This window comes from Streptomyces sp. NPDC043738 (genome assembly GCF_056436545.1).
Genome location: NZ_JBWKCJ010000034.1, coordinates 14,031 through 27,999, shown reverse-complemented (window position 1 = coordinate 27,999; position 13,969 = coordinate 14,031). Strand labels below are relative to the sequence as shown.

At 72.3% G+C, this 13,969-nt stretch carries 10 protein-coding genes; 6 read left to right on the top strand and 4 right to left on the bottom strand.

Going from position 1 to position 13,969, the window contains the following annotated elements; translation table 11 throughout:
• Positions 1-75: 75 nt before the first annotated feature.
• The gene (locus AC0680_RS32280; RefSeq protein ID WP_478635981.1) at positions 76-984 is read right to left on the bottom strand and encodes a TIGR03619 family F420-dependent LLM class oxidoreductase; all 909 of its coding nucleotides are present in this window, start codon (positions 982-984) and stop codon (positions 76-78) included.
• Positions 985-1,338: 354 nt separating this feature from the next.
• A complete protein-coding gene (locus tag AC0680_RS32275; RefSeq protein WP_478635873.1) occupies positions 1,339-2,211 on the bottom strand; it encodes a DUF4231 domain-containing protein in 873 nt (290 codons plus the stop codon).
• Between the two features lie 283 nt (positions 2,212-2,494).
• On the opposite strand from AC0680_RS32275, the gene AC0680_RS32270 reads away from it, so the two are divergent.
• Complete coding sequence (locus tag AC0680_RS32270; protein ID WP_478635871.1) at positions 2,495-5,332, top strand: toll/interleukin-1 receptor domain-containing protein; 2,838 nt, start codon at positions 2,495-2,497, stop codon at positions 5,330-5,332.
• 130 nt (positions 5,333-5,462) lie between these two features.
• Here the strand turns inward: AC0680_RS32270 and AC0680_RS32265 are convergent, their stop codons facing one another.
• A complete protein-coding gene (locus AC0680_RS32265; RefSeq protein ID WP_478635868.1) occupies positions 5,463-5,960 on the bottom strand; it encodes a hypothetical protein in 498 nt (165 codons plus the stop codon).
• A gap of 201 nt (positions 5,961-6,161) precedes the next feature.
• The gene (locus AC0680_RS32260) at positions 6,162-7,394 is read right to left on the bottom strand and encodes an amidohydrolase family protein (protein WP_478635866.1); all 1,233 of its coding nucleotides are present in this window, start codon (positions 7,392-7,394) and stop codon (positions 6,162-6,164) included.
• Between the two features lie 257 nt (positions 7,395-7,651).
• On the opposite strand from AC0680_RS32260, the gene afsR reads away from it, so the two are divergent.
• The 5 genes from afsR to AC0680_RS32235 all read left to right on the top strand — a co-directional run bounded on the left by afsR (position 7,652) and on the right by AC0680_RS32235 (position 13,969).
• Positions 7,652-10,588, top strand: a complete 2,937-nt coding sequence (gene afsR / locus AC0680_RS32255; RefSeq protein WP_478635864.1) for an SARP-family global regulator AfsR — start codon at positions 7,652-7,654, stop codon at positions 10,586-10,588.
• A gap of 237 nt (positions 10,589-10,825) precedes the next feature.
• Positions 10,826-11,029 carry a hypothetical protein gene (locus AC0680_RS32250; RefSeq protein ID WP_468979288.1) on the top strand — a complete coding sequence of 68 codons (204 nt, stop codon included), beginning with the start codon at positions 10,826-10,828 and terminating at the stop codon, positions 11,027-11,029.
• Positions 11,030-11,250: 221 nt separating this feature from the next.
• Positions 11,251-11,442, top strand: a complete 192-nt coding sequence (locus AC0680_RS32245; protein WP_478635860.1) for a hypothetical protein — start codon at positions 11,251-11,253, stop codon at positions 11,440-11,442.
• 246 nt (positions 11,443-11,688) lie between these two features.
• Positions 11,689-13,242, top strand: a complete 1,554-nt coding sequence (locus AC0680_RS32240; RefSeq protein ID WP_478635858.1) for a class I adenylate-forming enzyme family protein — start codon at positions 11,689-11,691, stop codon at positions 13,240-13,242.
• Between the two features lie 139 nt (positions 13,243-13,381).
• A complete protein-coding gene (locus tag AC0680_RS32235) occupies positions 13,382-13,969 on the top strand; it encodes a TIGR03086 family metal-binding protein (protein WP_478635855.1) in 588 nt (195 codons plus the stop codon).

The following is a 13,969-nucleotide window of genomic DNA, read 5'->3' as shown; positions in this document are numbered from 1 at the left end:
GCGGAAGGTCGATCCGTGTACGGATGGTTGAGTCGGGCGCGGGTGCGGGTAGCCAGGGCAGGCGCACGCGACCGCTCAATCCAGGTGAGGCGCGACATCGGCCGCGAACGCCGCCATCTGGTCCGTCAGTTCGCCACGACTGCGAGACCTGAACCGCACCTGGATCTGGTGCACGCCCATCGCGCCGTACTCCCGCAGCGAAGCGGCGATCCGCTCCGGTTCCCCGGACAGGGTCCGCCGCCCGACCTCCCACCCCGGCGCGCCCACGTACACCGGCTCGACGATGGCCCCGATCACGGCCGGCTCCTCGATTCCGGCCGCCTCCCTCGCCGCCCGCAGCTTGGCGATCTGCCCGGGCAGCTGCTCGCGCCGGTCGCCCTGCGGCAGCCAGCCGTCCGCGCGCTCCGCGGCCCGGCGTACGGCGGCGGGCGAGGATCCCCCGACCCAGATCGGCGGCCGCGGCCGCTGCGCGGGCCGCGGCGCCTGGCCCAGCCCCTCGAACGCGAACCGCTCCCCGGCGAACTTCGGGAACTCCTCGGTCCCCAGCGCCGCCTTCAGCGCGTCGACCGTCTCGTCCAGCACCGCCCCACGCCGTACGAAGTCCACCCCGAGCGCCTCGAACTCCTCCCGGACGTGCCCGGCGCCGACCCCGAGGATCAGCCGCCCGCCGGAGAGGTGGTCGAGCGTCGCGTACTGCTTGGCCGTGACCAGCGGATGCTTCAGCCCGACCACCGCCACGTGGCTCAGCAGCCGCACCCGTTCCGTCACGGCGGCCAGATGCGCGAGCGTGGCGACCGGGTCGTACCACACGGTGCTCATCGCCTCGGCCAGCCGCCGCGGGATCGCGATGTGCTCGCAGCAGGCGAGGTAGGCGAACCCGTGCCGGTCGGCGGCCCGCGCGATCTCGACCAGATCGGCGGGCCCCGCGGCGACCTCCCAGCTCTCCGCGTAGAGCGTGCTCTGCGACTGCACCGGAAGCTGCATCCCGTACGCCAGCCGCCCCGGCTCGGGCCGCCACACGCCTTGTCCCACACCGTTCACGTCGCCGCCCACGCGCCCTCCAGCCATACCTGACGGACCGTCATATAGCTTGCCGGGTCATGGTCGTGCCTTACCTGCCATCAGGCAAGGGCCGGGGAGGGGCGGACCCGACGCGCGCGGCTCGTCCGGGTGCATGTGCCGCGGCGCTCGGCCGCGCTGCGGGCCATCTGGCGAACATCGGGGCCGGGCACCTCGACACCGCGACGGCGCCGTTGATCTCCGCCTGGGGCGAAGGCCGCACGACCAGGGGGTGTCCGATGGGTCAGGCCCGTCGGACACCCCCTGGGAACCGGCCGTCTACACCGCGCCCCGGGACGCGCGCCACATCGTGTGCTCGCGGCTGATCGCCTCCTCGGCGTCGGCGATCTCCTGGGCCCACTCCGACTCGTCGTGCACCGCCGACAGCCGCTGGTGCACGATGCTCAGTTCGGTCGCGGCGAAGGTGTAGGCCCGGCCCAGCGACTCGTGCTGCCGTACCGCGAACCATGCGGCCCCGGCGCCCAGCACCGCCGCCAGCACACCGGGCAGGTCGAAGGTGACGATCTCCAACAGGCGCAGTACGGCGGCGAGCACGCCCAGTGCCTCCACGGTGATCAGGCCGATCCGCCAGCGGCGGGCGAGCGTGATGTTCGTGGTCGCCTTGGCCCCGTACCAGTCCTGCTGATCGGCGATCCGCCCGGTGAGATACGCCTGCTTGCGGGCCGCGAACGGGCTTCGGCGCAGCTCGCCCATGGTCTCGGTCGCGGCCATCGAGCCGACCGGGACGAGGCTGTCGCTCGGCGCCTCCCGCAGCAGGACCTCCAGCCGGTCGTGGAACCTGCGCTCCGCGGCGGCCGCGGGCAGGGTGACGGGGAACGGGTCGCCGGCCACCGCGTACCGCCACGACAGCGTCTTCACCGACTCCGCCAGGGCCCGCCCGTCGTACCAGGCCCGCTCCGGCCGGTCGGTGAGCATCCAGACCTCTAAATAGACGGTCGCCAGGAACGCCAGCAGCACCATCGCCACCGCCGCGTCCGCGCTCGACACCGCGCAGACCGCGGCGGCGATCGCCAGCAGCAGCCGCCATTTCGTGCCCGTCATATAGCGCCGCTGTCCCGAGAGGGAAGCGGTGTCCGCCGACCGGAATACCGCCGGGAAATCCCCGTCGCCGAGTGTGCGCACCTCGTCCATCCGCAGCCCCGCCCGCCCCTCGCACTCGCAGCATGCGTCCGAAATATCGGAGGAGTGAGGAGTCTAGAGGCGATCGGGGGCGTTCGGGCGGGGAATGGTGAGGTTACGGGCCACGGCCGGGCGGCGGCCGGCCCACTGCGCCTCGGGCGCCGGTCGGCAGGTGCGCCCACCGCGCCAATCGCCCTGCCCGCAGGCCCTGTTGCAGGCGCATCCGGTGATGAGGATGATGCGGCGACCGGGGTCCGGCGGCGGGCCCGGGACGGTCCGACGGACGGGGGAGACAGTGGGAGACGGGAACGCGGTGGAGCGGCCGTACCGGAATGACGCCTTCATTTCCTATCACCATGCGTCGGACAGTGCGAAGGCCGCCCATCTGCGGCGCGGGCTGCAGAATTTCGCCCGCAGCTGGCGGCAATTACGCGCGCTGCGCGTCTTTCTCGACAAGGCCTCGCTGTCCGCGAATCCGGGGCTGTGGCCGGAGATCGAGCGTCAGCTCGCCGATTCCGGCGCCTTCATCCTGCTGGCCTGCCCGGGATCTGCCGACTCGGTGTGGGTGCGGAAGGAGGCCGACTGGTGGCGCACCGGCCTGGGGCCGCGGAAGATGCTCATCGCCGTCACCGGCGGGGAACTGGTGTGGGACCACGAGCGGGGGGACTTCGACTGGGAGCGCACCACGTGTCTGCCGCGCACCATGGCGGGCATGTTCACCGACGAACCGCGCTGGGTCGATCTGCGCTGGATGTCGGAGGAGGACCCCGGCTCGCTCCGTGACCCCCGGTTCCAGCAGTGTGTGGCCGATCTGGCGGCGCCCCTGCACGGCCGTCCCAAAGAGGATCTGATCGGCGCGGACGTCGCCCAGCACCGCAAGACCCGGCGGCTGGCGCGGGGCGCGCTCGCCGTCATCACCACGCTCGCCGTGCTCGCCGGCGCGGCGTCGGTGGTGGCGGTGCTGCAGCGGGACGAGGCCCGCAGGCAGGCCCGGCTGGCGACCTCGCGGCAGCTGGCGGCCACCGCGCTGAACCTCAAGGACGGAAACCTGCGGCTGGCCTCGCTGCTGGGCATCGAGGCGTACCGCATGCAGAAGTCGCCCGAGGCCATCGCGGCGCTGAACCGGCTCGCCACCGACAGCCCGTACTTGGTGAGGATGGTGTCGAGCGCGAAGGACATCAGCGCGTTCGCCTTCAGCGGGGACGACACGGCCGTCGCCGTGGGGGACGAGGGCGGCGCGGTGACGGTGTGGCGCAGCGACGGCAGCGCGGTACGCGCCCGTACCAAGCTGCCCGGCCGGATCACGGCGGCGGGCTTCAGCGAGGACGGCAAGCGCCTGGCCGTCGGCGACGGCAAGGGAAATCTGGGCGTCTACGACCTGGCGGGCAAGAAGCTGCGGCGGCTCGCACCGATACCGAAGGCGGTTTCCTCACTGCAGTTCGGCATGAGCGGGAACTTGGCCGTCGCGGACGAGGACGGCACGGTGACGCTCTACGAGCAGGCCCGGGAGAAGTTTCGTTCCAAGCGCACCGGCCACATCGGCAGCCTGGTGGTCTTCCAGAACGAGGAGAGCCATCTGCTGGTCCGCGACGCGGTGGGCGGCGGCGCCCTGTACACGGTGCCCGACCTGCGCGCGGTCATGGACAGCAAGACGATGATGCTGCCGGCCGGTCAGGCCGCGCCTGCCGTGTCCGCCGGGGGGCACTGTTTCGGATACCTCAAATACGGGGTCTTCATCAGCACGGGGCTGCCGAAGGCCAAGGGCCATGAGGCCCTCGCCGACACCTGCGGGAAGTTCCCCATGCTCCCCAACGAGGAGGCGCTGATGCTGGCGTTGACCGACGGCAGCCGGATGGCCGTCGGGACGGCGTCCGGCATCACGGTGGTCGACGGCGAGGCCAACAGCCAGGAGGACGGCGAGACCGACGGAGAGCCCAACCAGGTCCGCAAGCTCACCGGCGTCGGCCGGCCCACACTGCTGAAGTTCTCCGCCACGGGCGGCCGGCTCGCCTCCGCGCACGGCCGGACGGCCGCACTGTGGAACCTCGGCCAGGCGTCCCGGACCGCGCACGCGCACGGGTTCTCCCTCGTCGACATGCAGACCGCGATCGTGGCTCCGCCGCTGGCCACCGGTCCGGGCGGCCGGATCGCCTGGAGCAACAAGTTGGAGAGCGAGCTGGAGTCCGACCCGCCGAAGGATCTGCACGTCTGGAGCCCGAAGGACGGCATGGCCGTCGGCGGGGACACCTTGTACTACGAGTGCGTCGCCTTCGGCGGCGACGGGCGCACGCTCTACGCGGGGACCCGGGGCGAGATCCAGGAATGGCGGATCGTGGGCGAGCGCCTGGAAAAGCGGCGCACGATAGCCCTTTCCGGCTCACAGGAGGGCTTCCACGAGGCCACCCGCGAGATCGCCCCGCTCGGGGCGGGCGCGCTGGCCATCACCACAGGCGACGGTGCGGTGCATCTCGCCGACCCGTCGGCACGGCGTACCCGGATCGTGGTCCCGCCGGCTTCCGCTGATCCCTATCGGCCGCGGCTGTCCTCGCTGAGCGCCGACGGGCGGGCCGCCGCGGTGGAGAACGCCGAGGGCGGCGTCGATGTCCACGCCCTCCCTTCCGGACGCAAGGTACAGACGGTGCGCCTGCCGGACGAAGCGGTGGGCTCCTTCGCGCTGGCCGCCGACGGCCGTTCGCTGTTCCTCGACGGCGCCGAGCGCACGTTCGCCCGCTGGGACCTGGACGAGGAGCGGCTGCGCTGGCAGAGCGACGAGCCGAACGGGTCCCGGGTGGCCGTGAGCGGGGACGGCCGAACGGTCGCGACCCTGACCGACAGCGGCACGCTGACCCGTTGGGACGTCGACACCGGCGACCGGCTGGGCGGACCTGAGATTCCGATCCCGCCCCGCACGCTGTCGGGGAACGGCGGGATCGGCGAGCACACCGGGTTCGTGGTGGACAACACGGGCACGCTGTGGACCGCCACCGAGGGCGGCGAGGTCCTGTCCTGGGATTTCTCCGTGGACTCCTGGATCGACGGGCTCTGCCGAATCGCCGGTGGCCGCAGCCTGACCGACGCCGAATGGCGCCGCTACGTGGGGACCACCCCGCCGTCCCGGCCCACCTGCGGGTGACGGCGCGCCGCCGGGCGGCGGCTCGGGCCGCCCCGTCCCGGCGAGGACGGGGCGGCAGGGTCCGCACGGACGACATCCGCACGAACGACTTCCGCACGGACGGCATCCGCACGGATCCGTGGCCAGGACGTCAGTCGAGGTCCTTGGAGTAGTCGGTCGTGACGCAGCCGTCGATCTCGGCGTCGTCGACCGACATGCCGTCCGGCGCCTTGAAGTCCGAGGTGCAGTTGAGGAACAGCAGCCCGGCCTTGAGGAGCTGATGGCGCTGTTCGTCGCTGCCCGGGTCGACGGCGAAGTCGTCGCCGATCATGAGGTCGTCCTGCTCGTCCTCGTCGCCCTTGATGGCGGTCTGGAACGCCTCCATGTCCTCGACGGTCAGGAAGTCGACGTCCCCGCCGCCGCCCGCCGGGTCGTCGCACTCGCCGCCGCCGTTGATGCCGGTCATCCCCATGGCCTCGACCTGCTGCACCTCGTGGGGCGAGGCGATGTCCACGGTCTTGCAGCCGAGCGCCGACTTCAGGAACTCCCCCGCTCCCTGGGGCGAGTCCGCGGAGGGCAGCCCGCAGGCGGAGACCGATGCCAGGGCGACGGCGGTTCCGACGAGGGCGAGTGTTCGATGGAAACGCATGACGTTCCTTTGCAGATGTGGCCGGGCCGGGTTCGCCGACCTGATGCGGCATGCCTCGGCCGCAGGGGTGAAGAAAGCCAACTGCTCTCCCCCGTTCCCCCCGCCGTGATCAGTTGACCTGGACATGTTAAGCGGGCCGCGGGCCGGGAGAGGCGCGGTCGCTCGACTTGCCCGTCGCCCGACGGAGGCAGCCGGGAGGGGTCATGCCGCGGGCGCCGACGGCCCCCACAGCCCGTCCCGCGTGAGCCCGAGCAGTTCGATCGCGTTCCCCCGGACAATGCGCTGCACCACGTCCGGCGGGAGGTGGCCCATCTGGGCCTCGCCGACCTGCCTGGACTTGGGCCAGGTCGAGTCCGAGTGCGGGTAGTCGGTCTCGTACAGGACGTTGCCGGCGCCGATCGCGTCCAGGTTGCGCAGGCCGAAGGCGTCGTCGAAGAAGCAGCCGTAGACGTGCTCGGCGAAGAGTTCGGACGGCGGGCGCAGGACCTTGTCCGCGACGCCGCCCCAGCCGCGGTTCTCCTCCCAGACCACGTCCGCGCGCTCCAGGATGTACGGGATCCAGCCGATCTGGCCCTCGGCGTACATGATCCTCAGGTCGGGGAAGCGGTCGAACTTGCCGCTCATCAGCCAGTCGACCATCGAGAAACAGCAGTTGGCGAAGGTGATGGTGGAGCCCACGGCGGGCGGGGCGTCGGCGGAGGTCGACGGCATCCTCGACGAGGAGCCGATGTGCATCGCGACGACCGTGCCGGTCTCGTCGCAGGCGCGCAGGAACGGGTCCCAGTAGTCGGTGTGGATGCTGGGCAGCCCCAGGTGCGGCGGGATCTCGCTGAAGCAGACCGCGCGTACGCCGCGGGCCGCGTTGCGCCGTACCTCCGCGGCGGCCAGTTCCGCGTCCCAGAGCGGGATGAGGGTGAGGGGGATCAGGCGGCCCTCGGCCTGCGGGCCGCACCACTCCTCCACCATCCAGTCGTTGTACGCCCGCACTCCCAGGAGCCCCAGCTCGCGGTCCTTGGCCTCGGTGAAGGTCTGGCCGCAGAAGCGGGGGAAGGTGGGGAAGCACAGGGCGGACTGGACGTGGTTGACGTCCATGTCGGCGAGGCGCTCGGGCACGCTGAAGGAGCCCGGGCGCATCTGCTCGTAGGTGATGCCCTCCAGTTTGATCTCGTCGCGGTCGTAGCCGACGGCGGTGTCGAGCCGGGTCAGGGGGCGGTGCAGGTCCTCGTAGACCCACCAGTCGGCTATCGGTCCTTCGTCACCCGGGGCGCCCATCTTGGGGGCGAATTTCCCGCCCACGAAGGTCATCTCCTTCAGGGGGGCGCGGACGATGCGCGGGCCGATGTCGTGGTACTTCGACGGGAGGCGGTCCCGCCAGACGTTGGGGGGCTCCACCGTGTGGTCGTCCACCGAAATGATCTTGGGGAAGGTCTCCATACCCGCTACCGTAGCGCCGATCTGACGATCCGTCAGTAAACTGCGGGCCGCCGCCGGGGAACGGCGAGGAGCGCGGAAGTTACGGCTCCACCACCCCGCCGTGCGCGGCCCCGCCCCCGCCCCCAGCAGCCGAGGAGGCTTTGTGCACGGTCCGGACCCCTACTGACGGAAGCGGGCGCGACAAGGCAGACTGGCCGTTGCACACAGCGAGAACGTGCATACAGCGTGGTCAATTTGGCACAGGGCAGGGGGACACCATGGACGACGGTCCGGGTCGGGAGCGGCTCCGCTTCACCGTGCTCGGTCCCGTACGGGCTTGGCGTGGCGCAACGCCGCTGGCAGCGGGCTCCCCGCAGCAGCGTGCACTGCTCGCCGCGTTACTGCTGCGCGGCGGACGCACCGCGACCGCGCACGAGCTCGTCGACGCCCTGTGGGGCGACGAACCGCCGCACGCCGCGCTGGCCGCGCTGCGCACCTACGCCTCCCGCCTCCGCAAGGCGCTGGGCGAGGACGCCGAGACGCTGGTCAGCGAGTCCGGCGGCTATGCGCTCCGGCCGGTGGACGGCAACCCCCTGGACCTCGACCACGACCACGCCGAGAGCTACGCGGCCGAGGCGGAGAAGGCCAAGGCCTCCGGCGACCGCGGCCGCGCCCGGCAACTCCTCGAAAAGGCGCTGGCGCTGTGGGACGGCGAGCCGCTGGCCGGACTGGCCGGCCCGTACGCCGAGACCCAGCGCACCCGCCTGCAGGAATGGCGGCTGTCCCTCACCGAGACCCGCCTCGAACTCGTCCTGGAGGCCGGCTGCCACACCGAGGCGGTCTCCGAGCTGACCGCGCTCACCGCCGCCCACCCGCTGAGCGAGCGGCTGCGCGAACTGCTGATGCTGGCGCTGTACCGCAGCGGCCGGCAGGCCGAGGCGCTCGCCGTCTACGCCGACACCCGCCGGCTCCTCGCCGACGAGCTGGGCGTCGACCCCTGCGCCTCGCTCTCCGACCTCCAGCAGCGCATCCTGCGGGCGGACGCCGACCTGGACGCACCGCCCGTCGTCATCGACGGGCCGGACGCCGCCGACCGTGTCGTCGTACGCCCCCAGCAACTCCCGGCCACGGTCGCCGACTTCACCGGACGCAGCGCCTTCGTCTCCGAACTCGGCCGGCAGCTCGCCACCGCCGAGGGCAGCGTGATGGCGGTCTCCGCGCTCACCGGCATCGGCGGCGTCGGCAAGACCACCCTCGCCGTGCACGTCTCCCACGCCGCCCGCGAGCACTTCCCCGACGGCCAGCTCTACGTCGACCTCCAGGGCGCCGGCCACACCCCCTCCGAACCGGAGGCGGTGCTGGGTGCCTTCCTGCGTGCGCTGGGCACCCCCGACGCCTCGATCCCGGACGGCCTGGAGGAGCGCTCGGCGCTCTACCGCTCCACACTGGCGGGGCGGCGGGTGCTGGCGCTGCTCGACAACGCCCGGGACGCCGCCCAGGTGCGGCCGCTGCTCCCGGGGCAGGAGGGGTGCGCGGCACTGATCACCAGCCGCGCCCGGCTGATCGACCTGGCGGGCGCGTATCTGATCGACGTCGATGTGATGAGCCCCGAGGAAGCGCTGAACCTCTTCACCCGCATCGTCGGCCAGGAGCGGGTCAGCGCCGAACGGCAGTCCGCGATGGCCGTCGTCGGCGCCTGCGGCTTCCTGCCGCTGGCCATCCGTATCGCCGCCTCCCGACTGGCCGCACGCCGGACGTGGACGGTCTCCACCCTCGCCCGCAAGCTCGCCGACGAGCGGCGCCGGCTGGACGAACTGCGCGCCGGCGACCTCGCCGTCACGGCCACCTTCGAACTGGGCTACGGCCAGCTGGAACCCCACCAGGCCCGCGCGTTCCGGCTGCTGGGCCTCGCCGACGGCCCGGACATCTCGCTCGCCGCCGCGGCCGCCCTCCTGGACATGGACCTGGAGTCCGCGGAGGACCTCATCGAGTCCCTCGTCGACGCGAGTCTGCTGGAGTCCGCCGCCCCCGGCCGCTACCGCTTCCACGACCTGGTCCGGCTCTACGCCCGGGCCTGCGCCGAACGCGACGAGCAGCCGCCGGCGGAGCGGGACGCGGCGCTCTCCCGGCTGCTGGACTTCTACCTGGCCACGGCCAAGGAGGTCTACACCCTCGAGCGTCCGGGCGACCGGCTCGCCGACCACATGGCGTGCCCGCAGTACGCGGGACTGGTCTTCACCGACCGCATAGGGGCCCTGGAGTGGCTCTTCGGGGAGGCCCGGTGCCTGATGGCCTGCGCACAGCAGTCCGCGGGGCCCGCCACCCTGCGGCGCGCGGCGGACCTGCTGCTGCTGGCGCAGGACCTCGCGGAGTCGGGGGCCGACTCCCGGCAGTACGAACAGGTCAACATGGCGCTGCTGGACGCCGCGCGCGCGATGGACGACCAGCGCGCCCAGGCCCGTATCCACGTCGCGCTGACCAACGTCCACACCCTGGCCGGACGGTTCGACAAGGCCGACGAGCACGCCCAGTCGGCCATGCTCCTCGGACTGGCGACCGACGACGCGTTCGCCTCCTCCTACGCCCCCAACGACCGCGGCATCATCGCCAACTCGCAGAACCGCCACGCCGACGCCGAGGCCTACCTGACCCAGGCGCTGACCGCCTTCCGCGCGGACCGCAACAAGCCCTCGGAAGCCAGCGCCCTGTGCAACCTCTCCCGGGTCCACCTGGCCACGGACCGGGTGGACACCGCGGTCCGGCTGGCCCAGGACGGCATCGCGATCTACCGGGAACTGGGCGCCACCCGCCGGCTCGCCAACGGCATGTACGCGCTCGGCCTGGCCTTCACCCGCGCCAATCGGCTGGACGACGCCACCGAGCAGCTGAACAAGGCCCTGGCCATCTTCCAGGCGAGCCGGCAGCGCTTCTGGGAGGGCATGACCTACTTCCGGCTGGCGGAGACCGATCTGACCGCCGGTCACCCCGCGCAGGCCGCCAACCACGCCGAGCAGGCGCTCACCGCCCTGCGCGCCATCGGCGGCGAGTGGTGGCACGCCAACGTCCTCACGCTGCTGGGGCGGGCCCTGGACGGCGTCGGGCAGTCCGGGCGGGCCCGGGTGTGCTGGCAGGAGGCGCTGGCGGTCTTCGAGCGTCTGGGCTCTCCGGAGTGCGCGGTCGTGCAGGACCTGCTGCGCCCCGTCGCGACCGTATGACCAGCAACGACGCCGGTAGGGGCGGTCTGCTGCGGAGGTAGACGCGGACGTTTATCGATCGTTCATCGCGTCACGCCAATCTCTACTTACCGACCCGCCGCCTCGGGGGGCAAGCGGTTCGGTGAGTTGGCCCCACCGTTATGGTGTTCGGCCCCGATGCACCTGACCGGCGACCCACGGGGGAGTCGCCGGCCGGGTGTGCCGGTAACAAGCGCCCAAACACTGGAGTTGATCAGCTTGGCCACCGAGAACACCCAGCAGCCGGACGAGCGGGACATCATCAAGCCGCTCGACCACCACCAGCCCGTCCTCGGCCCCAACGGGCGCCGTATCGCCGGCAAGAAGGACCAGCCGGTGACGCCCGGGGAAGAGATCACGACGTTCGACCACCACCAGCCCATCGGCAAGCCGCTCGGCGATGCCTTGGGCGAGCCCAAGTAAGAACCGCAACAAGGTTCGGGGGATCGCAGGGGCCGTTTCGATGGCATGGAGGGGAGCCATCGAAAACGGCCCCTGCGGCGTATCCGCACGGAATTCGGCATCCGGCCGAGCCACGGCACTTTCCGGCCACGCGTTCGAACATACGCTCGTGCAGCGCCGGTCGCTCTCTACTCTCTACGCACAACACGCACCAGCACGCCATCCGTCACGGAGGAACCGGCATGACCCGCACACGCAAGGCTGTTGTCCTCGCCGCACTCACCCTCGCCGCCGCGGCCGCGGCCGCGGCACCGGCGACGGCCGACTCGCACCACGCCCGGCCCGGCGAGATCTCCACCTTCGATCACCACGTACCGATAACCGGAAACCTCGGCACCTCCGAAGACGTCGCACCCGAGGGCCACCGCGCCTGACCCACGGGGTACTTCGGCACGATCCGCACAGCGAGCCGGCAGCGAGACCATGCGCAGGGCATGGCCCCGCTGCCGTCGCTTTTCCCCACCGCCCCTCCCCCTGTCGCCGCACCGCACCACGGCACCGCGTTCCCCGCCTCCCCGACTCTGACGCTCCGTCAGTTTCGTTGGTACAGTCGCGCCACCCGGCCCGGCGAGGGCCCCGGCCGGGCCCGTACCGCCCTGCTCGCAGTCAGGAGGCGCGCCGTGTTCGAAGCCGCTCGTGTGCAGACGCTCTGGGAACTGGTCGAGTATCGGGCGCGTGCCTCGCGCGGGGCACCGATGTTCTTCGACGGGGACGGACGGACCGTCACCTTCGACGGCGTACGCGACGAGGCGCTGCGGGTGGCGGCCGGGTTCCGGGAGCTGGGGATAGGGGCCGGGACCCGGGTGGCGTGGCAGCTGCCGACCCGGATCGAGACCGTGGTCGCCTCGCTGGCGCTGGCCCGGCTCGGAGCCGTGCAGACGCCCGTCATCCCGCTCCACCGGGAGCGCGAAGTCGGCTTCGTCCTGGCGGAGTCGGCGGCGGAGTACGTCCTGGTGCCGGGCGTCTGGCGGGGGTTCGACCACACCGCGATGGTGCGCGGGCTGGCCGGGGACGGGGTGCGGGTGATCTCGGTGGCGGGCGGACTGCCGGTGGGCGATCCGGGCGGGCTGGGCCCGGCGGCGGCGGCGAGCGCGGACGGCCGGACGACCTGGATCTACTACACGTCCGGCACCACCTCGTCGCCCAAGGGCGTCGAGCACACCGATGCCACGCTCATCGCCGGCGGGGTGGGCCTGGCCACCGCACTGGGCATGTCCACGCGGGACATCGGCTCGATCGCCTTCCCCTACGCGCACATCGCCGGCCCGGACTATGTCATCGCCATGCTGGTCAGCGGCTTTCCCGCGGTCATCCTGGACAGCTTCGAGCCGGGCCGGGCGGCGGCCGTCTACCGGCGCCGGGGCGTCACCATGGCCGGCGGCAGCACCGCCTTCTACCAGGCGTTCGCGGACGAGTCACGGCGCTACCGCAAGGAGCAGCCGAACGCCGGGCGGCTGATCCCCTCGCTGCGGCTGCTGTCCGGCGGCGGGGCGCCGATGCCCCCGGAGCTGTATGCCGCGGCCGGGCGGGAGCTTCAGTGCGCGATCGTGCACGGCTACGGGATGACCGAGTGCCCGATGATCGCGATGGGGACGCCGTACGACAGCGACGAGCAGCTGGCGCGGACGGTGGGCCGGCCGGTGGCGGGGGCGCGGATACGCATCGCCCGCGCGGACGGGAGCGAGGCCGCGACGGGCGAGACCGGCGAGGTGACGCTCAAGGGGCCGATGCTCCTGCGGCGGTACACCGACCCCGCGCTGACCGCCGAGGCGTTCGATGCGCAGGGCTACTTCCACACCGGTGACCTGGGGCGGCTGCGGCCCGACGGGCACCTGGTGCTCACCGGGCGCCTCAAGGACATCATCATCCGCAAGGGCGAGAACATCTCGGCGCAGGAGATCGAGGACCTGGTGCACACCCATCCGGCGGTGGCGCAGGCCGCGGTGATCGGGCTGCCGGACCGGGAACGCGGCGAGCGGGTGTGCGCGGTGGTCACGCCCGCCGATCCGGCCGGCCCGCCGCTCACGCTCGACGCGCTGACCGCGCATCTGCGGGCGGCCGGACTGATGACGCAGAAACTGCCGGAGCAGCTGGAGATCGCCGAGGAGCTGCCGCGCGGCGGACCGCTGAACAAGGTCCTGAAGACGGTGCTGCGGGAGCGGTACACGCACTAGCCGGTGCCCCGCGCGGGGGTCTTCGGCGGTGTGGCGATGAGTTCCGCGAGGCCGCGGAGTCTTCACTGGCAGGGGCGGGGCCGGCAAGGGCGGCCCCGGACCGTAGTGCAGGCCCCCAGGGCGGAAGGAACCAGTGACGATGACCGAGATGATCGACTTCGGCGCGCAGACCCGGCTGGTGTCGCAGCTCGCGGCGCACACCGCCGAGGAGCAGCTCCAGGCGCCCACACCGTGCGAGAAGTACGCCGTACGCCACCTCCTGGGCCATCTCGTCGGGCTGGCCGCCGCCTTCCAGGACGTGGCGCGCAAGGAGCTCGGGCCGACGACCGGCACCTCCCCCGACGCCTTCCGGCCGGATGTCGGGCCCGGCTGGCGCGCCGAGCTTGACCGGAACCTCACGGGAATGGCCCAGGCCTGGCGCGCCCCGGAGGCGTGGCAGGGCGAGACCGAGGCGGGCGGTGTGCCCCTGCCGGGCGCCGTGGCGGGCCGGATCGCGCTCAATGAGCTGGTGGTGCACGGCTGGGACCTGGCGCGCGCCACCGGCCAGGACTACGCGCCCGACTCGGACAGCCTGGGGGTCTCCTACGGGCTGCTGTCGTCCTGGGCGGAGGACGCGGGCGGGCCGCTGTTCGGTGCGGTGGTCGCGGTGCCCGGCAACGCCCCGCTCCTGGACAAGGTGGTGGCGCTCAGCGGCCGCCGGCCGGACTGGACGCCACCGGGGTCGTAG